At 71.7% G+C, this 22,333-nt stretch carries 19 protein-coding genes; 11 read left to right on the top strand and 8 right to left on the bottom strand.

Features of this window, described 5'->3' with window-relative positions; genetic code table 11:
• Nucleotides 1–34: 34 nt before the first annotated feature.
• The 4 genes from ABZ721_RS17865 to ABZ721_RS17850 all read right to left on the bottom strand — a co-directional run bounded on the left by ABZ721_RS17865 (nucleotide 35) and on the right by ABZ721_RS17850 (nucleotide 4,032).
• Nucleotides 35–1,192, bottom strand: a complete 1,158-nt coding sequence (locus ABZ721_RS17865) for a hypothetical protein (RefSeq protein ID WP_358789565.1) — start codon at nucleotides 1,190–1,192, stop codon at nucleotides 35–37.
• Entirely contained in the window at nucleotides 1,174–1,902 is a 729-nt protein-coding gene (locus ABZ721_RS17860; RefSeq protein ID WP_358789564.1) for an ATP-binding cassette domain-containing protein, read from the bottom strand. The genes ABZ721_RS17865 and ABZ721_RS17860 overlap by 19 nt, the downstream gene beginning before the upstream one ends.
• Before the next feature lie 277 nt (nucleotides 1,903–2,179).
• Complete coding sequence (locus tag ABZ721_RS17855; RefSeq protein ID WP_358789563.1) at nucleotides 2,180–3,541, bottom strand: aspartate aminotransferase family protein; 1,362 nt, start codon at nucleotides 3,539–3,541, stop codon at nucleotides 2,180–2,182.
• Between the two features lie 2 nt (nucleotides 3,542–3,543).
• A complete protein-coding gene (locus ABZ721_RS17850; protein WP_358789562.1) occupies nucleotides 3,544–4,032 on the bottom strand; it encodes an Lrp/AsnC family transcriptional regulator in 489 nt (162 codons plus the stop codon).
• A 189-nt stretch (nucleotides 4,033–4,221) separates the two neighbouring features.
• Between ABZ721_RS17850 and ABZ721_RS17845 the strand changes: the two genes are divergently transcribed.
• The gene (locus tag ABZ721_RS17845) at nucleotides 4,222–5,658 is read left to right on the top strand and encodes a gamma-aminobutyraldehyde dehydrogenase (protein WP_358789561.1); all 1,437 of its coding nucleotides are present in this window, start codon (nucleotides 4,222–4,224) and stop codon (nucleotides 5,656–5,658) included.
• Nucleotides 5,659–5,818: 160 nt separating this feature from the next.
• Complete coding sequence (locus tag ABZ721_RS17840) at nucleotides 5,819–6,991, top strand: spermidine/putrescine ABC transporter substrate-binding protein (RefSeq protein ID WP_358789560.1); 1,173 nt, start codon at nucleotides 5,819–5,821, stop codon at nucleotides 6,989–6,991.
• Here the strand turns inward: ABZ721_RS17840 and ABZ721_RS17835 are convergent.
• Both ABZ721_RS17835 and ABZ721_RS17830 read right to left on the bottom strand, forming a co-directional pair.
• Nucleotides 6,933–7,685 carry a glycerophosphodiester phosphodiesterase gene (locus ABZ721_RS17835; RefSeq protein ID WP_358789559.1) on the bottom strand — a complete coding sequence of 251 codons (753 nt, stop codon included), beginning with the start codon at nucleotides 7,683–7,685 and terminating at the stop codon, nucleotides 6,933–6,935. The two genes, ABZ721_RS17840 and ABZ721_RS17835, sit on opposite strands and share 59 nt — an antisense overlap.
• Entirely contained in the window at nucleotides 7,676–8,719 is a 1,044-nt protein-coding gene (locus tag ABZ721_RS17830; RefSeq protein ID WP_358789558.1) for an adenosine deaminase, read from the bottom strand. Before ABZ721_RS17830 ends, ABZ721_RS17835 begins: the two co-directional genes overlap by 10 nt.
• 119 nt (nucleotides 8,720–8,838) lie before the next feature.
• Between ABZ721_RS17830 and ABZ721_RS17825 the strand changes: the two genes are divergently transcribed.
• Nucleotides 8,839–9,870, top strand: coding sequence for a DUF4190 domain-containing protein (locus ABZ721_RS17825; protein WP_358789557.1), 1,032 nt, complete (start codon nucleotides 8,839–8,841; stop codon nucleotides 9,868–9,870).
• Between the two features lie 4 nt (nucleotides 9,871–9,874).
• Here the strand turns inward: ABZ721_RS17825 and ABZ721_RS17820 are convergent, their stop codons facing one another.
• A complete protein-coding gene (locus ABZ721_RS17820; RefSeq protein ID WP_358789556.1) occupies nucleotides 9,875–11,557 on the bottom strand; it encodes a PucR family transcriptional regulator ligand-binding domain-containing protein in 1,683 nt (560 codons plus the stop codon).
• 293 nt (nucleotides 11,558–11,850) lie between these two features.
• On the opposite strand from ABZ721_RS17820, the gene ABZ721_RS17815 reads away from it, so the two are divergent.
• From ABZ721_RS17815 to ABZ721_RS17780, 8 genes are all read left to right on the top strand, one after another.
• A complete protein-coding gene (locus tag ABZ721_RS17815) occupies nucleotides 11,851–13,365 on the top strand; it encodes a gamma-aminobutyraldehyde dehydrogenase (protein WP_358789555.1) in 1,515 nt (504 codons plus the stop codon).
• Nucleotides 13,366–13,430: 65 nt separating this feature from the next.
• Nucleotides 13,431–14,675 (top strand): extracellular solute-binding protein, encoded by a 1,245-nt coding sequence (locus ABZ721_RS17810; RefSeq protein ID WP_358789554.1) that lies wholly within the window; start codon nucleotides 13,431–13,433, stop codon nucleotides 14,673–14,675.
• A 38-nt stretch (nucleotides 14,676–14,713) separates the two neighbouring features.
• Nucleotides 14,714–15,862 carry an ABC transporter ATP-binding protein gene (locus ABZ721_RS17805; RefSeq protein WP_358789553.1) on the top strand — a complete coding sequence of 383 codons (1,149 nt, stop codon included), beginning with the start codon at nucleotides 14,714–14,716 and terminating at the stop codon, nucleotides 15,860–15,862.
• The gene (locus tag ABZ721_RS17800) at nucleotides 15,859–16,794 is read left to right on the top strand and encodes an ABC transporter permease (protein WP_358789552.1); all 936 of its coding nucleotides are present in this window, start codon (nucleotides 15,859–15,861) and stop codon (nucleotides 16,792–16,794) included. Before ABZ721_RS17805 ends, ABZ721_RS17800 begins: the two co-directional genes overlap by 4 nt.
• Nucleotides 16,794–17,582, top strand: coding sequence for an ABC transporter permease (locus ABZ721_RS17795; protein ID WP_358789551.1), 789 nt, complete (start codon nucleotides 16,794–16,796; stop codon nucleotides 17,580–17,582). The genes ABZ721_RS17800 and ABZ721_RS17795 overlap by 1 nt, the downstream gene beginning before the upstream one ends.
• A gap of 50 nt (nucleotides 17,583–17,632) precedes the next feature.
• Nucleotides 17,633–19,027: an FAD-dependent oxidoreductase gene (locus ABZ721_RS17790; protein ID WP_358789550.1), complete on the top strand. Its 1,395-nt coding sequence runs from the start codon at nucleotides 17,633–17,635 to the stop codon at nucleotides 19,025–19,027.
• A gap of 222 nt (nucleotides 19,028–19,249) precedes the next feature.
• Nucleotides 19,250–19,726 carry a hypothetical protein gene (locus ABZ721_RS17785; protein WP_358789549.1) on the top strand — a complete coding sequence of 159 codons (477 nt, stop codon included), beginning with the start codon at nucleotides 19,250–19,252 and terminating at the stop codon, nucleotides 19,724–19,726.
• A gap of 94 nt (nucleotides 19,727–19,820) precedes the next feature.
• Nucleotides 19,821–21,326 carry a CoA-acylating methylmalonate-semialdehyde dehydrogenase gene (locus ABZ721_RS17780; protein WP_358789548.1) on the top strand — a complete coding sequence of 502 codons (1,506 nt, stop codon included), beginning with the start codon at nucleotides 19,821–19,823 and terminating at the stop codon, nucleotides 21,324–21,326.
• Here ABZ721_RS17780 and ABZ721_RS17775 read toward each other — a convergent pair.
• Nucleotides 21,298–22,002, bottom strand: coding sequence for a phosphatase PAP2 family protein (locus ABZ721_RS17775; protein WP_358789547.1), 705 nt, complete (start codon nucleotides 22,000–22,002; stop codon nucleotides 21,298–21,300). The genes ABZ721_RS17780 and ABZ721_RS17775 overlap by 29 nt on opposite strands.
• Between the last annotated feature and the right edge of the window lie 331 nt (nucleotides 22,003–22,333).

The raw sequence follows: 22,333 nt of genomic DNA, 5'->3' as shown, positions 1-22,333 counted from the left end.
CCGCCCGGGGCGCCGCTCGGGGCCTCCGGGAACCTCAGACCCCCAGGGGTGACGCCGCGAGCTGGGCGATCAGGACGGTCAGGGGGACGACGACCGCCAGCACCATCGCGCAGCGCAGCCCGACGGCCGTGCGCAGCAGGCTCGCGGGGGCGCCGAGCTGGACGAGGGCGGCGGTGCGGTGCTCGCGGCTGCGCCGGGCCTCCAGCGCGGCGGTGAGCACGGTCGCGAGCGCGGACAGGACGATCAGGGCGGCGGCGAAGCCGGTGAGCGGGCCGAGCTTCCGGTCGCCGGTGCCGTAGAGCTGCAGCGCGGCGAGCCCCCCGGCGGCGATGGCGCACAGCACGCCGACCGGCCTGCCGATCCGGCCCGCCTCCTCCTGGAGGGCGCGGCCGGCGAGCAGCCGCAGGGCGCCGGGCCGCACGGCGGCCAGCAGGCGTCCGCAGGCGTGGACGAGCGCGGGACCCGCCAGCACCATGCCGGCCGCGATCAGCGCCCAGCCGGCCAGGACGGTGGGGGCGGTGTTGCCGAGGCCGCCGGGCAGCGGCATCAGGTCGGTCGCGGTGGAGCGGCTCAGGTCGTCGGCGGTCACCTCGATGGCGAGGCCGATGGCCGTGAGCGCGACGCCCCACGGCAGACCCGCGGGGGCGCTGACCGCGGAGGGCGCGTCCGGGTCGTCGGCGTCGGCCGACGCGGGGCCCGAGGGGGCGGCCCCGCGCGGCCACAGGCTGGCGGCGCTGGCGGCCGCGGCGAGCAGCGGTACGGCGGCGAGCAGCGTCAGCGCGCCCGCGAAGGGCAGCGGGCGGTCCGGGCCGAGCGCTTCGACGGACGTGCCGCGCAGCCGCAGGAAGGCCACCAGGGCGACGGCGCTGCCCAGCCCGCAGGAGAGCGCGCTGGCGGCGGCGGCCAGCAGCGGCACGCCGTTGCGGCCGAGTCCGACGGCGGCGAGTCCGGCGTGCAGCCGCCCGCTGGGCTCGGCCCGGGAGACGGCCACCGACAGCTGCAGGGCGATGGCGAACGGGACCAGGCACCAGGCGAGCCGGGCGCTGGACGCCGACGGCTCGCCGGGGTGCCCCAGGGCGTAGCCGAGCGCGGCCAGCAGCAGGAAGCCGGTGCCCGCGGCCGCGGCGGCCACGGACAGCCGGCGGAGCAGGACCGTGGGGACGGAACCGCGGGCTACACGGAGGCTGAGCACGACGCGGCACCCTCCCGGTCCTGGGCGGGCATGCCGGCCGCCGGGCGGCCGTCGACGATGGTGAGGATCCGGTCGGCCACGGCGGCGACCTCGGGATCGATCGTGGCGAGCACCACGGTGATGTCGTGCGAGCGGGCGGCGCTGGTCAGCGTCCGCAGGATCTGGGCGCGGTCCGCGCGGTGCAGCGGCGCGGTGGGCTCGTCGGCGAAGATCACCTCGGGGAGGGTGACCAGCGCGCGGGCGATCGCCACCCGCTGGCGCTGCGCCTGGAGCAGGTCCGCGGGCCGTTTGCGGGCCACCGAGCCGACGTCCAGGCGGTCGAGCCACTCCTGCGCGGTGCTCTTGGCGGCGCGGTGCGAGGCGCCGCGCAGCAGCAGCGGCAGGGCGGCGTTCTCCCGGGCGGTCAGTTCCGGCAGCAGCTGCGGGGTGCCGCCGATCCAGCCGAACCGGTCGCGGCGCAGCCGTTCGCGCGCGGCGGCCGGCAGGGTGTGCACCGGGGCGCTGTTGAACCACACCTCGCCCTGGTCGGGCAGCAACTGCCCGGCGAGGCAGCGCAGCAGGGTGGTCTTGCCGGAACCGCGCGGTCCCAGCAGGCCCAGGATCTCGCCCTTGCGCACACCCAGCGAGACGCCGAGCAGCGCGGGAGAGCCCTGGAAGGAGTGGCGCAGGGCGCGGGCCCAGAGCACGTCGTTGTCGGGCGGGGCCACCATTGCCGCTTACCTCCGCGAGTCGTTCCCCCTGGGTCGGTCAACGAATGCGGGGGAGAGCGGTCACTGCGTTGGCAGGCTAAGGATTTCCCGGGCCCGGCCCGGTGAGCCACGGCGCCCGGGTCGCCCGTACGGCCGCACCGCGCGGGGAACGCCGCGGGAGGGGATGTCACACGGTGGAGGCCGCACGGCGGCCTCCGCGCGGGGAGAAGCCGACGGCGCGCCGGGCCGCACCCCCGAAGGGGCCGCCCGGCGCGCCGGGGACGTCACCGCGCAGCGGTCAGAGCTTGGTCCACGCCTCGGTGAGGACGGCGCGCAGGATGCCCTCGATCTCGTCGAAGGTCTCCTGGTTGGAGATCAGCGGCGGGGCGAGCTGGACGACCGGGTCGCCGCGGTCGTCGGCCCGGCAGTACAGGCCGTTCTCGAAGAGCGCCTTCGACAGGAAGCCGTACAGGACGCGCTCGGTCTCCTCGTCCGTGAAGGACTCCTTGGTGACCTTGTCCTTGACGAGCTCGATGCCGTAGAAGAAGCCGTTGCCGCGGACGTCGCCGACGATGGGCAGGTCGTGCAGCTTCTTCAGCGTGTTGAAGAACGCGTCCTCGTTGTCGAGCACGTGCTGGTTGAGGCCCTCGCGCTCGAAGATGTCGAGGTTGGCGAGGCCGACCGCCGCGGAGACCGGGTGGCCACCGAACGTGTAGCCGTGCAGGAAGGTGTTCTCGCCCTTGTAGAACGGCTCGGCGAGCTTGTCGGAGATGATGCAGGCGCCGATCGGGGAGTAGCCCGACGTCATGCCCTTGGCGCAGGTGATCATGTCCGGCACGTAGTCGAACTTGTCGCACGCGAACATGGTGCCGAGGCGGCCGAAGGCGCAGATGACCTCGTCGGAGACGAGCAGCACGTTGTACTTGTCGCAGATCTCGCGGACCCGCTGGAAGTACCCGGGCGGCGGCGGGAAGCAGCCGCCGGCGTTCTGCACCGGCTCCAGGAAGACGCAGGCGACGGTCTCCGGGCCCTCGAACAGGATCTCCTGCTCGATCTGGTCGGCGCACCAGCGGCCGTAGGCCACCGGGTCGTCGCCGAAGAGCGGGGCGCGGTAGATGTTGGTGTTGACCACCTTGTGCGCACCGGGGACCAGCGGCTCGAACGGGGCCTTGAGGGCCGGCAGGCCGGTGATCGACAGGGCGCCCTGCGGGGTGCCGTGGTACGCGACCGCGCGGGAGATGACCTTGTACTTGGTCGGCTCGCCCGTGAGCTTGAAGTACTGCTTGGCGAGCTTCCAGGCGGTCTCGACCGCCTCGCCGCCGCCCGTGGTGAAGAAGACCTTGTTCAGGTCGCCGGGCGCGTAGTTCGCCAGCCGCTCGGCCAGTTCCACGGCCTTGGGGTGGGCGTACGACCAGATGGGGAAGAAGGCCAGTTCCTGGGCCTGCTTGTACGCGGTCTCGGCGAGCTCGTGGCGGCCGTGACCGGCGTTGACCACGAACAGCCCGGAGAGGCCGTCGAGGTACTTCTTGCCCTTGTCGTCGTAGATGTACGTGCCCTCGCCGCGCACGATGGTCGGCACAGGGGCGTTCTCGTACGACGACATGCGGGTGAAGTGCATCCACAGGTGGTCGTACGCGGTCTTCGAGAGGTCCGCGTTCATGGCTATCTGGTTCCCCAGGTGTAGGTCTGCTTCCGGAGCTTCAGGTAAACGAAGCTCTCGGTGGTCCGCACGCCGGGCAGCGCGCGGATCCTCTTGTTGATCATTTCCAGCAGGTGGTCGTCGTCCTCGCAGACGATCTCGATCAGCAGATCGAACGAGCCCGCCGTGATGACGACGTACTCGACCTCGCCCATCTCGGCGAGGGCGTCGGCGACCGGCTCTATGTCGCCCTCGACGTTGATGCCGACCATCGCCTGCCGCCGGAAGCCGACGGTGAGCGGGTCGGTGACGGCGACGATCTGCATGACGCCCTGGTCCTGCAGCTTCTGGACGCGCTGCCGCACGGCTGCCTCGGACAGGCCCACGGCCTTGCCGATCGCGGCGTAGGGCCTGCGCCCGTCCTCCTGGAGCTGCTCGATGATCGCCTTGGAGACGGAGTCGAGCACTCCGGGGCCGGTGGGGTTCTTCGGATCCGTACTACGAGTGGCCACGAGTCCCACTGTGCAGGAGAGGTCGACGGTCACGCAACCCCTGAACGATGAAATTCGTGGTTATGGTGCTCGAATCTCACTGATTCCATCGTTCTGGGGGAGTGGGTATGTCGAACACGGCAGTGGTGCGGCTAGGCTCCACTACTCTGGAAGCGTCTCACCCATCGGACACAGGACAGGAGAGGTGCAGTGAGCGAGCTCAAGCGTCTGCGCAACTACATCAATGGAGAGTTCCGCGACGCCGCCGACGGGCGGACCACGGACGTGGTCAATCCGGCCACCGGTGAGGTCTACGCCACCGCGCCGCTCTCCGCCGCCGCCGACGTCGACGCCGCGATGGCCGCCGCCGAGGCCGCTTTCCCGGCCTGGCGCGACGCCACGCCGGCGGCCCGCCAGCGCGCCCTGCTGAAGGCCGCCGACGCGATCGAGGCGCGGGCCGACGAACTGGTCGCCGTGGAGAGCGAGAACACCGGCAAGCCGCTCGGCCTCACCGCCAGCGAGGAACTGCCGCCGATGGTCGACCAGATCCGCTTCTTCGCGGGGGCGGCCCGGATGCTCGAGGGCCGCTCCGCCGGCGAGTACATGGAGGGCATGACCTCCATCGTCCGCCGCGAGCCGGTCGGCGTCTGCGCGCAGGTCGCGCCGTGGAACTACCCGATGATGATGGCCGTGTGGAAGTTCGCCCCGGCGATCGCCGCGGGCAACACCGTCGTCCTCAAGCCGTCCGACACCACCCCCGCCTCGACGGTGCTGCTCGCCGAGATCCTGGGCGAGGTGCTGCCCAAGGGCGTCTTCAACGTCGTCTGCGGCGACCGCGACACCGGCCGCGCCATGGTCGAGCACAAGGTCCCTGCGATGGCCTCCATCACCGGCTCCGTCCGCGCCGGCATGCAGGTCGCCGAGAGCGCCGCCAAGGACGTCAAGCGCGTCCACCTGGAGCTCGGCGGCAAGGCGCCCGTCGTGGTCTTCGGCGACGCCGACATCGCCAAGGCCGTCGAGGACATCGCGGTCGCGGGGTACTTCAACGCAGGCCAGGACTGTACGGCCGCCACCCGCGTGCTGGTCCACGAGTCGATCCACGACGAGTTCACCACCGCGCTCGCCAAGGCCGCCGCCGACACCAGGACCGGCGCCGCGGACGACGAGGACGTACTCTACGGCCCGCTGAACAACGCCAACCAGCTCGCCCAGGTCAGCGGCTTCATCGAGCGGCTGCCCGCGCACGCCAAGGTCGAGGCGGGCGGCCACCGGGTCGGCGAGAAGGGGTACTTCTACGCCCCGACCGTCGTCTCCGGCCTCAAGCAGGACGACGAGATCATCCAGAACGAGGTCTTCGGACCGGTCATCACCGTCCAGTCCTTCACCGACGAGGACCAGGCCGTCGAGTACGCCAACGGCGTCGACTTCGCCCTCGCCTCCTCGGTGTGGACCAAGGACCACGGCCGCGCGATGCGGATGTCCAAGCGCCTCGACTTCGGCTGCGTGTGGATCAACACCCACATCCCGCTCGTCGCCGAGATGCCGCACGGCGGCTTCAAGAAGTCCGGCTACGGCAAGGACCTCTCCGCGTACGGCTTCGAGGACTACACCCGCATCAAGCACGTCATGACGTCCCTGGACGGCTGACCCGCCCCGGAACTCCAGCGGCACCCCGGCCCCGGACGCGCACCCCGCGTCCGGGGCCGCGGCGCGTCCCGGCCGCGCGACACAGTGTCAGGCAGGTGGGGGGTACGGCTGACGCATCGCTCGTTGCCCCGGGCGGCCCGCGGAAGGGAGGGTGTGCCGCATGAGTGATCTCTCCCGTCGTTCGGTGCTGCGTGGATTCGGGCTGGCAGGGCTGCTGGCCGCCGCCTCGGCGTGCGGCGTACCGCCGGCGCACATAGACGCGGCGGACCGGGCGGCCCGCGACCGCTCGGCGCAGGACAAGAAGCTGAACTTCGCCAACTGGCCGCTCTACATCGACGTCGACGAGAAGAACGCGCAGCGGCGGCCGACGCTCGACGCGTTCACCGAGCGCAGCGGGATCAAGGTCCAGTACACCGAGGAGATCAACGACAACGACGAGTTCTTCGGAAAGATCAGCCCGGCCCTGATGAACCACCAGGACATCGGCCGCGACCTGATCGTCGTCAGCGACTGGATGTCGGCGCGGTACGTGCGCCTGGGCTGGGTGCAGGAGATGGACCGCTCCCGGCAGCCCAACGTCACCAGGTACCTGGACCCGCTGCTGCGCGACCCGGCCTTCGACCGCGGCCGCCGCTTCGCCGTGCCGTGGCAGTCCGGCATCACCGGCATCGCCTACAACAAGAAGGCGCTGGGGCGCGAGATCCAGCACGTGTCGGACCTGTGGGCCCCCGACCTCAAGGGGAAGGTGACGCTGCTGTCCGGCATGGACGAGGCGTTCGCGCTGCTCATGCAGGGCCAGGGCGTCGACGTCGCGAAGTGGACGGCGGACGACTTCCACCGGATGACCGACCAGGTCGCCTCCCTGGTGCGCAGCAAGCAGATCCGGCGCTTCACCGGCAACGACTACACCAAGGACCTGTCCTCGGGCGACGTGCTGGCCTGCCAGGCGTACTCGGGCGACGTCGTCCAGCTGCAGTCCGACAACCCGGACATCGAGTTCGTCGTGCCCCAGGAGGGCGCCGAGCTGTGGGCCGAGAGCCTGATGATCCCGAACCTGGCCGAGCACAAGAGCAACGCCGAGGCGCTCGTCGACTACTACTACCGGCCCGAGGTCGCCGCCGAGCTGGCCGCCTACGTCAACTACGTCTGCCCGGTGCCGGCCGCGCGCGACGTGCTCGCCTCGTCCAAGGACGAGGACACCGCCGCGCTGGCCGAGGACCCGCTGATCTTCCCCGACGACGAGATGCGCAAGCGCCTCGTCGTGGCCCGGGACATCACTCCGCAGGAGCGCCCGGAGTTCGAGGACCGGTGGAACCTGATCGTGGGCCTGTGACCGCCGGTGCGGCCGACGGGCCGTCCAGGAGCCCGCGCAGCACGTCCAGGCGGTTGGTGGTGATCGAGTCCACGCCGAGCGCGAGCAGCCGCGCCATGGTGCGCCGCAGGTCGGCGGTCCAGGCCGCGACGAGCAGGTCCCGCTCGTGCGCCCAGCCGACCAGCGCCGGATCGACCAGGCCGAACCGCAGGTTGATCCAGCGCGGCCGGACCGCGTCGAGCAGCGCCTGCGCGGGCAGCGCCGAGGTGGTCCAGGTCAGGGCGATCTCGGCGGCCGGGTCGTGCCGCCGCACCGCGAACATGGCGTCGGCGCCGCCGCAGTAGTACGTACGGGACTCCGCCCCCGCGTCCCGCGCCGCGGCCACCGACGCGGCGGCCTGGTCCGGGTCGGTCAGGTCCAGCAGCACCCGGCCCGTCCCGTGCTTCGTGGCGGCCGTCAGCGCGTCGTGCAGCGTGGGTACGCCGCCGGCCGTGAGCTGCCGCAGCCGCTCGGCGGTCAGCTCGGCCACGGGCACCCGGTGGCCCCACAGCCGCTTCAGCGTCGGGTCGTGCAGGAGCACCGGGACGCCGTCGCGGGTGAGGCGCACGTCGAGCTCCACCGCGTCGGCGCCCGCCCGCAGGGCGGAGCGCAGCGACGCGAGCGTGTTCTCCCGGTGCCGGTAGGGGTCGCCGCGATGGGCGACGGCTACCGCCACGCCGCCGTGTACGCGTCGATCTCGGCGGTGAGCCGGGCCTTGCCCGGCGCGTCGAGGAACGACGCCTCGACGGCGTTCTTCGCCAGCCCGGCGACACCGGCCGCGTCCAGGTCCAGCAGGCGGGCGGTGATCGCGTACTCGTTGTTCAGGTCGGTGGAGAACATCGGCGGGTCGTCGCTGTTGATGGTGACCAGCACCCCGGCCTCGACCATCTGCCGCAGCGGGTGCTCCTCCAGTGTGCGCACCACGCGGGTGGCGATGTTGGAGGTCGGGCAGACCTCCAGCGCGATGCGGTGCTCGGCCAGGTGCTCCAGCAGCCGCGGGTCCTGGACCGACGTGGTGCCGTGCCCGATCCGCTCGGCGCCGAGCAGGTTGATCGCGTCCCAGACGGTCTCCGGGCCGGTGCTCTCCCCGGCGTGCGGGACGCTGTGCAGGCCGATCGCGCGGGCCCGGTCGAAGTACGGCTTGAACTGCGGGCGCGGCACGCCGATCTCGGGGCCGCCGAGCCCGAAGCTGACCAGCCCGTCCGGCCGCAGCTCGGTCGCGATGCGCGCGGTCTCCTCCGCGGAGGCCAGGCCCGCCTCGCCGGGGATGTCGAAGCACCAGCGCAGCACGACGCCGAGCTCGGACTCGGCGGCCTTGCGGGCGTCCTCGATCGCCTCGACGAAGGCGCGGTCCGGGATGCCGCGGTTGGTCGAGGAGTACGGGGTGACGGTCAGCTCGGCGTAGCGGATGTTCTGCCGGGCCATGTCGCGGGCGATCTCGAAGGTCAGCAGCCGTACGTCCTCGGCGTCGCGGATCAGGTCCACGACGGAGAGGTACACCTGGATGAAGTGGGCGAAGTCGCGGAAGGTGAAGTACTCGGCGAGCTCGACGGGATCGGTGGGCACCCGGGAGTCGCGGTGCCGGGCGGCCAGCTCCGCGACGATCCTCGGTGACGCGGACCCGACATGGTGGACATGCAGCTCGGCCTTGGGCAGCCCGGCGATGAAGGTGTCGAGGCCGGGTACACGTCCGGTTGCGGTGTCGGTCATGCGGATCCTCCAGCAAGTCAGCGGTGGTGCCATCGTAGAGGGCACCCATGCCGTGCGAGGGCCTTCCCCTGCCGTACGCAGGCCATAGCATTGCCGGACGTAGTCAGAGGAAGGCCGCAATGTCCGACCAGCCCGACAGCCCCGTGCCCCACAACCCGTGGGCCCCGCCCGCGGACGTCCCGCCGCAGGCCGGGCCGGCAGCGGGAACGTCGGACGGGGCGGACACCGACCCGCCCCTCCCACCGCTCGCGCCGGGCACGGACCGGTACGCGGACGGCTTCCTCTACGGCCACCAGGGCCCGCCCCCGGGCGGCCCCTACCCGCCCCCGCCCGGTGGTGCGTATCCGCCCCCGCCGTACGAGCAGTTCCCGGGCGCGGGCGGCGGGTACCCGGGCTACCCCGGCTACCCGATGGGCCCGTACGGGGGCTGGACGCCCAGCCCGCGCAACGGCTACGGCCTCACCGCGCTCGTGCTGGGCATCGTCGGCGCGGTGCTGTCGGTCATGTGCTTCTTCGCGGTCCTCGGGGTCCCGCTGGGGATCGCCGCGATCGTCTTCGGCATCGTCGGCCGGCGGATCGCCAAGCGCGGGGAGTCCACCAACCCCGGGCAGGCGCTGGCCGGGCTGATCCTCGGCGTCGTGGCGACCGTGCTGTCCGCCGCGATGCTGGTCGTCATAGGCGTGTCCGTGGGGAACGGCTGGCTGGACGAGGGCGACGGGATGCGCGTACCCGACCAGGGCCGGTACGGCTCGCCGCTGTCCGTCGGCGAGACCGCGAAGTACGACGGCGGGCTGCAGGTCACGGTCGCCGACGTGCGGGACCCCGGACCGGCGCAGGCCCCCAAGAGCACCGAGGGCTCCGACAGCGCGATGAAGTTCACCGTCACGCTGAAGAACACCGGCAGCAGGACCGAGAACCTGGACTACGCGGACGTGTCGGCGTACGCGGACGAGGCGGGGGACAACCCGCTCAAGGACATCTCGGGCCAGGACGGCTTCAGCGGCCAGCTCGCCCCCGGCGCCGAACGCTCGCTGGACTTCATCGTCGTCGTCCCCGACCCCTCCACGGACTCCGTCGAGGTCGACGTGTCCCCGGGCGACTCCTACGACTACGCGTACTGGGACCTGCCGGTCCCCGTTCCCGCCGACTAGGGCGTCAGCGCCGTACCGCCTCCAGCGCCAGCAGCGCCACGTGCAGGGACAGGCACGACTCCACCTGGTCCAGATCGACGCCCAGGATCCGCTCCACCCGGTGCAGCCGGTCGTAGAACGAGGGACGGGACAGGTGCGCGGCGTCGGCCGCCGCCGACTTGTTGCGGCCGTTGTCCAGGTAGACGGTGAGGATGCGGACCAGGTCGGAGCCGTGCTCCGCGTCGTGGGCGAGCAGCGGGCCCAGCTCGCGCTCGACATAGGTCTGCAGCCGCGCGTCGTCGCGCAGCAGGTGCAGCAGCCCGCGCAGCCGCACGTCGGGCAGCCGGTAGTACGTCCCGGCCCGGCGCCGCTCGGTGCCGCCCGGTGAACCGTGCAGCGCCGCGTCGGCGACCTGCGCCGCCTCCAGCAGGGTGCGCCGGGCGTCGCGCAGCGAGCCGACCGACGAGCCGGCCGCCATCACGAACGCGGGCGCCTCGCTGCCCGGGTCGACGATCCGGTCCAGCGCGGCGGCGAACCCCTCCAGCGCCCGGTGCTCCTCGTCGTGCGGGCCCAGCGACACCAGGACGCCGACCGCGCCGTCGTCGAGCGCCCCGGTCAGCGCGGTCAGCCCGCGCTCGCGCACCGCGAGCGCCACGTTCTCGGTGAAGTCCCGCAGCCGGGACTGCGCCTCCAGCGCCGCCGACGCGGCCCCGCCGCGCAGCCGCAGCATGACGCCGACCAGCCGCCGCCCCTCGAGCGGCACGCCCAGCGCCCGTGCGCGCAGCGCGACGTCGGAGACGGTCAGCGCGTGGGTGAGGATCCCGGAGAGCAGCGTCCGGTGGGTCTGGCGCTCCAGCGACTCGCGGTCGCGCTCCAGCAGCCGGTTGAGGGCCAGCGTGGCGGCGCCGCGCTCCAGCAGGACCGCGTGCCGGTGCGGGCCGTTCGTGGTGACCTGATGCCCCTCGCCCGAGGTGCGCGGCGGCGGGCCCGGCTCGCCGACCAGGACGAGCCGGCCCCAGTCGCGGCCGCGCGCCCCGACCGAGGTGACGAGCCACCCGGCCCGCCGGTCGTACCCGGTCCTGCCGGCCGGGGCGACCCCGCGCGAGCGCCGCTCCCAGCCGTCCAGCAGCGCCTCGGGGTCGGAGCCGGCCGGGTCGAAGGCCAGCACCTGGTGCGAGAGGTTCTCCAGCACGACCGGCGCGCCCGCCATCCGGGCCACCTCCCGGACCACCTCGTCGGCCTCGGCGCCCTCCACCGACAGTTCGTTGAAGGTCTGGTGCACGGCCTCCGAGACGCGCAGCTCGGTCAGCTGCGCGTCCACCACGTGGGCGTGCACCGCCTGGGTGACGCTCACGAAGCGCACCTCGGTGCGCAGCGCCACCAGCGGCAGCCCGCGCCGCTCGGCGGCCCGCACCAGGGGGCGCGGCAGCACGTCGGCGTACCGCCGGCCCAGCTCCACCACCAGCCCGGCCGCGTCGACGTCCGCGAGGGCGTCGATGTACTGCGCGAGGGACTCCTTGTCCTCGGGGAGCATGACGCCGGTCGTCAGCACCAGTTCGCCGCCCTGCAGCATCCCCGCGATGTCCGCCAGCTCGCTGATGTGCACCCAGCGCACCGGCCGGTGCAGCCCGGCGGCGCCCGCCACCACCCGCGGCGCGCCGCGGCGCAGCGCGTCGAGTTCCAGGACCTGGGCGACGGTGGGAAACACGGTGTGACCTCCGGTCGGGTCGGCGTCCGGCGTGGCCTGACGCCACTGCCGGGGGCAGAGTGTAAAGCTCTCCGCGCCACCGGTTGCGGTGTGACGGTTCCGCCGCGCGCGGCGCTCCGGCATCGTGCCTCGGGACGCCGGAGAAGCCGCTGTGTGGCAGATCACGGAAGACAGATTTCGTCGCGTAACCAAAAGGCAACAACGGAATCCCTTGTTGGCCCAAGGCTACTCTGCCAGGATCAGCCACCAATCCAGTCTTCGGCCACGGCGCCAAGCGGATGCGAGGAGACACCATGGACCACCGTTTCGACGTGGAGGACCGGTTCGCGGACGGGGCCCAGTACATCGCCGGCACCTCCCGCCCCGGCACCTCAGGACGGCAGCACGCCGTGATCGACCCGGCGACCGGTGACACGGTGTACACGTACGAGCTGGCCGGCGCCGCGGACGTGGACGCCGCCGTCGCCGCCGCGAAGGCCGCCCTGCCGGGCTGGTCGGGCGCCACGCCGGGCGAGCGCTCCACCGCGATGCACCGCTTCTCCGAGGTGCTGGCCGCGCAGGCGGACGACCTGGCCTTCGCCGAGTCGCTGCAGTGCGGCAAGCCGCTGCGGCTGAGCGCCGGGTTCGACGTGCCGGGCACCGTCGACAACACCGCGTTCTTCGCGGGGGCCGCCCGCCACCTGGAGGGCAAGGCGGCGGGGGAGTACTCCGCCGACCACACCTCGTACGTCCGCCGTGAGCCGGTCGGCGTCGTCGGCTCGATCGCGCCCTGGAACTACCCGCTGCAGATGGCGGCCTGGAAGGTCCTGCCGGCCATCGCCGCGGGCAACACCATCGTGCTCAAGCCCGCCGAGCTGACCCCGCTGACCTCCCTGATGTTCGCCCGCGCCGCCACCGAGGCCGGGATCCCGGACGGCGTGGTCAACATCGTCAGCGGCGCGGGCCAGGAGGCCGGCGAGCACCTCGTCGGCCACCCGGACGTCGCCATGACCTCCTTCACCGGCTCGACCGGCGTCGGCAAGCGCGTCGCCGAGATCGCCATCCGCACCGTCAAGCGGCTGCACCTGGAGCTCGGCGGCAAGGCGCCCTTCGTGGTCTTCGACGACGCGGACCTGGAAGCGGCCGTGCACGGCGCGGTCGCCGGCTCCCTGATCAACACCGGCCAGGACTGCACCGCCGCCACCCGCGCCTACGTCCAGCGCCCGCTGTACGACGCGTTCGTCGCCGGGGTGGCCGACCTCTTCGCGGGCATCCGGCTCGGCGACCCGTTCGACCCGTCGACCGACCTCGGCCCGCTCATCTCGCACCTGCAGCGGGACCGCGTCGCGGCGATCGTGGAGCGCTCCCGCGCGTACGCCACCGTCGTCACCGGCGGCGAGGCCCCCGGCGACAAGCTGGCGGCGGGCGCGTACTACCGCCCGACCCTGATCACCGGCGCCGCGCAGGACAGCGAGATCGTGCAGTCCGAGATCTTCGGCCCGGTGCTGGTCGTACTGCCCTTCGACAGCGACGACGAGGGCCTGGCGCTCGCCAACGACACCCCGTACGGCCTGGCCGCGTCCGCCTGGACCCGCGACGTCTTCCGCGCCGGGCGGGCCACCCGCGAGATGCGGGCCGGCTGCGTCTGGATCAACGACCACATCCCGATCCTCAGCGAGATGCCGCACGGCGGGTACCAGGCATCCGGCTTCGGCAAGGACATGTCGGCGTACTCCTTCGAGGAGTACACGCAGGTCAAGCACGTCATGTACGACAACACCGCGATCGTCCGCAAGGACTGGCACCGCACGATCTTCGGAGACCGGTAACCGGCTCCGACCCCCCGGCAGGACCGCAGCGGTCCCCGGCGGCCACCCGTGAAAGGGCACAGCGCATGGAGCAGTACGAGACACTCTCGCCGCCCCAGCTCGCGGCGATACGGCGCAGCATGGCCAACGGGCGTGGTGCCCTCGCCCGCCGGTCGCTGCTGCGCGCGGCGGGACTGGGCGCCGTGGCGACCGCGGGCCTGACCGGGCTGGCCGGCTGCGGCATCCCGGCCGCGGGGGGCCAGAAGGACTCCGCCGCCACGACGACGGACCACTCGGGCTCCGAGAAGTCGGTCAACTTCTCCAACTGGACCGAGTACATCGACGTCACCGACGACGGAAAACACCGTCCGACGCTCGACGCGTTCACGAAGCGCACCGGCATCTCCGTGAAGTACACCGAGGACATCAACGACAACGTTGAGTTCTTCGGCAAGGTCAAGCCGCAGCTCGCCGCGGGCCAGGACACCGGCCGCGACCTGATGGTGCTCACCGACTGGCTGGCCGGCCGGCTGATCCGGCTGGGCTGGGTGCAGAAGCTCGACCCGTCGAACCTGCCGCACGCGTACGCCAACCTGGAGCAGCGCTTCCGCAGCCCCGACTGGGACCCGGGCCGCGCGTACTCCTACCCCTGGCAGGGCATCGCGACGGTCATCGCCTACAACAAGAAGGCGACCGGCGGCCGGACGATCACCTCGGTCTCGCAGCTGCTCGACGACAAGTCGCTCAAGGGCCGGGTCGGGATGCTCTCCGAGATGCGCGACACGATCGGCATGACGCTGCTCGACCTCGGCAAGAAGCCCGAGTCGTTCACCGGCGACGACTTCGACGCCGCGATCGCCCGCGTCCAGAAGGCCGTCGACTCCCAGCAGATCCGCCGCTTCACCGGCAACGACTACACCGCCGACCTCAGCAAGGGCGACATGGCGGCCTGCCTGGCCTGGGCGGGCGACCTCGTCCAGCTCAAGGCCGACAACCCCGACATCGAGTACGTCTTCCCGGACGCCGGGTACATCTCGTCGACCGACAACCTGCTGGTGCCGAACAAGGCGCGGCACAAGAAGAACGCCGAACACCTCATCGACTACTTCTACGAGCCGCCGGTCGCGGCCCAGCTCTCCGCCTACATCAACTACGTCTGCCCCGTCGCGGGGGTCCGCGAGGAGCTGGCGAAGATCGACCCGGAGCTCGCGAACAACACGCTGATCATCCCCGACGCGGCGATGGCCGCGAAGACCCACTCCTTCCGCTCCCTGTCCTCCGCCGAGGAGACCGCGTACGAGCAGAAGTTCTCCAAACTCATCGGCGCCTGAGCGCGAACGACGACTGACGACTTACGGGAAGCGACCCCATGACACACGACTCCTCCGGCGGCGAGGTCATCCTCTCCGGGATCAGCAAGCGGTACGGCTCCTTCACGGCCGTCCACCCGCTCGACCTCACCATCCCGCAGGGCTCCTTCTTCGCCCTGCTCGGCGCCTCGGGCTGCGGCAAGACCACCACCCTGCGGATGATCGCGGGCCTGGAGGACCCCACCTCCGGCACCGTCTCGCTGGCCGGCGAGGACGTCACGGCGCTGCCGCCGTACAAGCGTCCCGTCAACACCGTCTTCCAGAACTACGCGCTCTTCCCGCACCTCGACATCTACGAGAACGTCGCCTTCGGCCTGCGCCGGCGCGGCATCAAGTCGGTGAAGAAGCAGGTCGAGGAGATGCTGGAGCTCGTCGAGCTGGGGACGATGGCCCGCCGCAAGCCGCACCAGCTCTCCGGCGGCCAGCAGCAGCGCGTCGCCGTCGCCCGCGCGCTCATCAACCACCCCAAGGTGCTGCTGCTCGACGAGCCGCTCGGCGCCCTGGACCTCAAGCTGCGCCGCCAGATGCAGCTGGAGCTCAAGCGCATCCAGACCGAGGTCGGCATCACCTTCGTGCACGTCACCCACGACCAGGAGGAGGCCATGACCATGGCCGACACCGTCGCGGTGATGAACGGCGGGCGGGTCGAGCAGCTCGGCGCCCCCGCCGACCTGTACGAGAACCCGGGATCGACCTTCGTCGCCAACTTCCTCGGCACCTCCAACCTCATCGAGGCCGAGGTCACCGGCACCGCGGGCGACGACCTGCTGCTCGTCGCGGGCGGCCAGAAGCTGGCGCTGCCCAGCGCGCGATGTTCGGCGAAGACGGCCGTGGGCGGCCGGGTGCTGGCCGGGGTGCGCCCCGAGAAGATCTCCGTCGCGCACCGCGACGACGAGGACGCGATCGCCGAGGGCCGCAACCGGATACCGGGACGCATCGTGGACTCCAGCTTCATCGGCGTCTCCACCCAGTTCGTGGTCGACAGCCCGGTCTGCCCGGAGCTGGAGGTCTTCGTGCAGAACGTCGACCGCGACCCGCGGCTGGTGCCCGGCGCCTCCGTCGTCCTGCACTGGAACCCGGCGCACACCTTCGGCCTGGACGCGGCGCAGGACATCGACGCCGGCGTGCAGGAGGTGGAGTCCGCATGAGCACCGTCACCGAACGACCGCCCACCGTGCCGGAGGCCCCGGTCCCGGCCGGGATGCGCAAGGCCGCCCGGCGCAAGGGCCGGGTGCCGTACCTGCTGCTGCTGCCGGGCATCGCCTGGCTGCTGGTGTTCTTCGTGGCGCCGATGGTCTACCAGGCGTCCACGTCCGTGCAGACCGGCTCGCTGGAGGCGGGCTTCAAGGTCACCTGGCACTTCGCGACCTACTGGGACGCGCTGACCGAGTACTACCCGCAGTTCCTGCGCTCGTTCGAGTACTCGGCGATCGCGACCGTGCTCTGCCTGGCGATCGGCTACCCGCTCGCCTACACCATCGCCTTCCGGGCCGGCCGCTGGCGCAACCTCATCCTGATCCTGGTCATCGCGCCCTTCTTCACCAGCTTCCTGATCCGCACCCTGGCCTGGGAGACGATCCTGGCCGACGGCGGATTCGTGGTGAAGACGCTCAACACCCTGCACGTGCTGGACCTGACGTCGTCGCTCGGCATCACCGCGGGCGAGCGCGTGCTGGCCACGCCGCTCGCGGTGATCTGCGGTCTGACGTACAACTTCCTGCCCTTCATGATCCTGCCGCTCTACACCTCGCTGGAGCGCATCGACGGCAGGCTGCACGAGGCGGCGGGCGACCTGTACGCCAAGCCCTTCACCGTCTTCCGCAAGGTGACGTTCCCGCTCTCCATGCCGGGCGTCGTCGCGGGCACCCTGCTCACCTTCATCCCGGCCACCGGCGACTACATCAACGCCGAACTGCTGGGCACCACCAACCAGAAGATGATCGGCAACGTCATCCAGTCCCAGTTCCTGCGCGTGCTCGACTACCCGACGGCCGCCGCCCTGTCCTTCATCCTCATGGCGGTGATCCTCGCGATGGTCATGTTCTACATCCGCAAGGCCGGAACGGAGGAGCTGGTCTGATGCGCTGGATACGGAAGAACCTGGTGGTCTTCGCGGGCGTGCTCTGCCTCGCGTACCTGATCCTGCCGAACCTCGTCGTCATGGTGTTCTCGTTCAACAAGCCGAACGGGCGCTACAACTACGAGTGGACGCGCTTCTCCACCGACGCCTGGCAGCACCCCTGCGACGTCGCCGACCTGTGCGGCTCGCTCGGCCTCAGCCTGCAGATCGCGCTCTACGCCACCATCGGCGCGACGGTGCTGGGCACGATGATCGCCTTCGCGCTCGCCCGCTACCGCTTCAAGGCGCGCGGCACGACCAACATGCTGATCTTCCTGCCGATGGCGATGCCCGAGGTCGTGATGGCCGCCTCGCTGGGGACGCTCTTCCTCAACATGCGCGTCCCGTTCGGCTTCTGGACCATCCTCATCGCGCACATCATGTTCTGCCTGAGCTTCGTCGTCACCGCGGTCAAGGCCCGCGTGATGAGCATGGACCCCCGCCTGGAGCAGGCCGCGCAGGACCTCTACGCCTCCCCGCTGCAGACGTTCCTGCGGGTCACCCTCCCGCTGGCGGCGCCCGGCATCGCCTCCGGCGCGCTGCTCTCCTTCGCCCTGTCCTTCGACGACTTCATCATCACGAACTTCAACGCCGGCTCGACGGTGACGTTCCCGATGTTCGTCTGGGGCTCGGCGCAGCGCGGCACCCCGGTGCAGATCAACGTGATCGGCACCGCGATGTTCGTGATCGCGGTCCTCGTCGTCGTCGCCGGGCAGCTGCTCAGCGGCCGGCGCAAGGCCCGCGTCTAACACCCCCGTTCGACCCGAACCGACCCGATCACCAAAAGGTGTGAGAACAGATGGACCCAGCCCGTTCGCTCGCAGACGCGCGGCCGACACCCTTCTGGCTGGAGGATCCCGGCCGGCCGCAGCCGCTCGCCGCGCTCACCGGCGACGAGCACTGCGACCTGCTGGTGGTCGGCGGCGGCTACTCCGGGCTGTGGACCGCGCTGCTCGCCAAGGAGCGCGACCCCGCGCGCGACGTCGTCCTGATCGAGGGCAACGAGATCGGCTGGGCCGCCTCCGGGCGCAACGGCGGCTTCTGCGCCGCCAGCCTCACCCACGGGCTGTCCAACGGCCTCACCCGCTGGCCCGACGAGTTCGCGCGGCTGGAGGAGCTGGGCCACCGCAACCTCGACGCGATCGAGGCGGCGGTCGCCCGCTACTCCCTGGACTGCGAGTTCGAGCGCACCGGTGAGATCGACGTGGCCACCGAGCCGCACCAGCTGGAGGAGTTGCACGAGGCCGCGGCGCAGGCGAAGGAGCACGGCGTCGCCCTCGACGTGCTCGACCGCGACCAGGTCCGCGCGGAGGTCGACTCGCCGACGTTCCTCGGCGGGCTGTGGGACCGCACCGGCGTCGCGATGGTGCACCCGGCCAAGCTCGCCTGGGGGCTCAAGCGCGCCTGCCTCTCCCTCGGCGTCCGCATCCACGAGCACACCCGCGCCACCGGGCTCGCCGCGAACGGCGCCGGCATGGCGGTGCGCACCCCGTACGGCCGGGTCTTCGCCCGGCAGGTCGCCCTCGGCACCAACGTCTTTCCTTCGCTGGTCAAGCGGGTGCGCCCGTACATCGTCCCGGTGTACGACTACGCGCTGATGACGGAGCCGCTCAGCGCGGAGCAGCTCGCGTCCGTGGGCTGGCGGAACCGGCAGGGACTGGGCGACAGCGCCAACCAGTTCCACTACTTCCGGCTCTCCGCCGACAACCGGATCCTGTGGGGCGGCTACGACGCGATCTACCCCTACGGCGGCCGGGTCGCGGCCGAGCGCGACCAGCGCCCGGAGACCAACCTCAAGCTCGCGCGGCATTTCTTCCGCTGCTTCCCGCAGTTGGAGGGCGTGCGCTTCACCCACACCTGGGGCGGCGCGATCGACACCTGCTCGCGGTTCTCGGCGTTCTTCGGAACCGCCCACGGCGGAAAGGTGTCCTACGCGGCGGGATACACCGGCCTCGGCGTCGGGGCCACCCGGTTCGGCGCGGACGTCATGCTCGACCTGCTCTCCGGTGAGCGCACCGAGCGCACCGAGCTGAAGATGGTCCGCAGCAAGCCGATGCCGTTCCCGCCGGAACCGTTCACCTCGGTCGGGATCGGCCTCACCAAGTGGTCCCTGGACCGCGCGGACCGCAACGGCGGCCGGCGCAACCTGTGGCTGAAGGCGATGGACAAGGCGGGCCTGGGCTTCGACAGCTAGGGATCGCGACGTCCCGGCCGAGGGCCTGCCGGGCCCGCCGCGCTCCTCGGGGGTGCGCCCGGAGTACTCGCCGTGTGCGCCGCGCGCCCCCCGGGCGCACCTCCGCCGGCAGGCCGTGAGCCGCCTCACTACCAATCAGTAGCAGAACCCGCGTAATGATTCGCCCGCCCGGCCCTCTCTTCCGTGTCAGCACCATCGGATTCACGGAACGGAGGAACCGGCATGGGTGGCGCCGGTGCGAAGAGTGCGGTCGAGTGGCTGGTGTCCGCGGCACCCGATCCCGAGGGCTGCCGGTGGGACTGGGAACGCAGCCCCCTCGGGGTGACGTTGCTGCCCGCCGGCAGGCTCTGGGACGTCCTGATCCTGACGGGGGAGCTGGGGTACCCGACCCTGGACGTGCTCAACCGGCTGGTGGACCGCCCGGGGCCGGTCCTGTCCGACTTCGGGGACTCCCGGATGGGCTTCTTCGTCCCCCCGGGGACGGCGGCCCGCTGGATCGCCACCGGGGTGCGCGGCGCGGGCCGCGGCACCTGGATCGTCGTCCCCTACCCCGGCCGCGCCACCGGCGGCGTCCGCTGGCTCGTGCCGCCGGACGGCACCGGGCACCTCACCGATCCGGTGATCCTGGAGCTGGCCATGCACGAGGCCGTCGCGCGCCTCGCGGGCAACGGCGGAACCGGGTTGGCCGACGGTCTGTAAGGCTCCGCGACGCGCCGCCGACACCTTGTCGCTTGTACCCGCCGCCACGCCCTCGCGAGACTGGCGGAAGGCTTACGAGAGAAGGGTCCCCCCCGTGTCCACCAAGAACATCACCCACTGGATCGCCGGCCAGGCATGGACCGGAACCGCGGAGCGGCGCGGCGATGTGTACGACCCGGCCACCGGGGCGGTCACCGGACAGGTGGACTTCGCGTCGATCCGCGAGGTCGACCAGGCCGTCAGCGCCGCCGTCGAGGCGTTCGCCGGCTGGCGCGGCGCCTCGGTCGCCAAGCGCAGCCAGGTGCTCTTCGCCTTCCGCGAGCTGCTCAACTCCCGCCGCGACGAGCTGGCCTCGATCATCGTCTCCGAGCACGGCAAAGTGCACTCGGACGCGCTCGGCGAGATCGCCCGCGGCATCGAGGTCGTCGAGTACGCGTGCGGCATCCCGCAGCTGACGAAGGGCGGCTTCACCGAGCAGGCCTCCACCGGCGTCGACGTCTACTCCATCCGCCAGCCGCTCGGCCCGGTGGCGATCATCTCCCCGTTCAACTTCCCGGCCATGGTGCCGATGTGGTTCTTCCCCATCGCCATCGCCGCGGGCAACACGGTGGTCCTCAAGCCCTCGGAGAAGGACCCGTCGGCCGCGAACTTCATCGCGGAGCTGTGGAAGGAGGCCGGTCTGCCGGACGGCGTCTTCAACGTCGTGCACGGCGACAAGGTCTCCGTCGACCGCCTCCTGGAGCACCCGGACGTCAAGGCCGTCTCCTTCGTCGGCTCCACGCCGATCGCCCGCTACGTCTACGAGACCGGCACCCGGTACGGCAAGCGCGTCCAGGCGCTCGGCGGCGCCAAGAACCACATGCTCGTGCTGCCGGACGCGGACCTCGACCTCGCGGCCGACGCCGCCGTCAACGCCGGCTTCGGCGCGGCCGGTGAGCGCTGCATGGCCATCTCCGTCCTCGTCGCGGTCGACCCGGTCGGTGACGAGCTCGTCGAGAAGATCAAGGAGCGCATCGCCGGCCTGAAGGTCGGCCCCGGCTGCAATGGCGACTCCGAGATGGGACCGCTGGTCACCGGCGTGCACCGCGACAAGGTCACCTCGTACCTCGACGCGGGGGTCGCCGACGGCGCCACCCTCACCGTCGACGGCCGCAAGCACCCGATCTCGGGCGAGGGCACCGCCGACGGCTTCTGGCTCGGTCCGACGATCTTCGACAACGTCACGCCGGGCATGTCCGTGTACGACGACGAAATCTTCGGCCCGGTGCTCTCCGTGGTGCGGGTCGACTCGTACGACGCGGGCCTGGAGCTCATCAACAACAGCCCGTACGGCAACGGCACCGCGATCTTCACCAACGACGGGGGCGCGGCCCGCCGCTTCCAGTACGAGGTCGAGGTCGGCATGGTCGGCATCAACGTCCCGATCCCGGTCCCCGTCGCCTACTACTCGTTCGGCGGCTGGAAGAGCTCGCTCTTCGGCGACACGCACGCCTACGGCGAGGACGGCGTGAAGTTCTTCACCCGCGGCAAGGCGGTGACGCAGCGCTGGCTGGACCCCAGCCACGGCGGCATCAACCTGGGCTTCCCGACGAACAGCTGACCCCGTCACCGGCCGCGCCGGGCAGGTCCGTATCCCGGGCCTGCCCGGCGCCGCCGCCGGCGGGCCCGGCCGCCGGCGTCATGGCCACCCCCGCCAGCAGCGCGGTACTCAGGCACCAGCTGCCCAGGACGTCCAGCGGCCAGTGGTACCCGCACCACACCAGCGACACCCCGACGGCCGCCAGTACCAGCAGGACGCCGGCGGCCAGCAGCCTGCGGAGCGCGGCGCCGCCCAGCAGGGGGAGCACGAGGAGGGCGGCGGCGCCGATGGCGACCGACGCCGACGCCGTGTGCCCGGACGGGAAGAAGCCGGGGTAGGAGCCGGGGCCGAGGCGGCGGTGGCCGGGGGAGGGGCGGGCGACGGCCGTCTTGACGATGTTCACCAGCAGCGGGACGGCGACCATGGCCAGCGCCGCGGCCAGCGGGCGCGCCCACCACCGGGCCGCTCCGGCCCGTCGCCCGTGCCACGCGACGCCGCCGATGGCGGCCGCGAGGAGCGGCACGGCGATCTGCGCGTTGCCGAGGTCGCAGAAGAACTGCCCGACGCCGCGCAGGCCCGGATACCGTCCGGCGGCGTGCTGGACGCGGCGCAGCAGCCACCAGTCCGCGTCGACCAGCGGGCCCTTGGCGACGACCTGCCAGGTGACCAGGGCGAAGAGCAGCAGGCCGGCGACCACGGCGGTCAGGAACGGGTTCAGGGCAAAAATCGGCCGCCCCGGAACAGGGGGGAGAGTTCCGAGGCGGCCAGGGCGATCTCCGTGCCGTTCGTCCCGGGGGGTTTGGGACGAACGGTCGATGGATCGGCGAAGAGTGCCGAAACGCGAGGTTTCGACGCTGTTGTGCGCGAGGGCACTGCTGTGCCGGCAATGGGGGGTCGCCGACGCGGTGTCGCCCGTGGTCTCCCACGAGCGGGGTGGTGCGGTGTATCTGCCGAAACCGTACGTCACCGACGACGCTCCCGGGAGAGCGATTACCCCTCCGCCATCAGGCCCGCACACCTTCTTCACC

The sequence above is a fragment of the Streptomyces sp. NPDC006733 genome (assembly GCF_040636125.1).
GTDB lineage: Bacteria > Actinomycetota > Actinomycetes > Streptomycetales > Streptomycetaceae > Actinacidiphila.
This window is presented reverse-complemented; position numbering and strand designations above follow the sequence as displayed.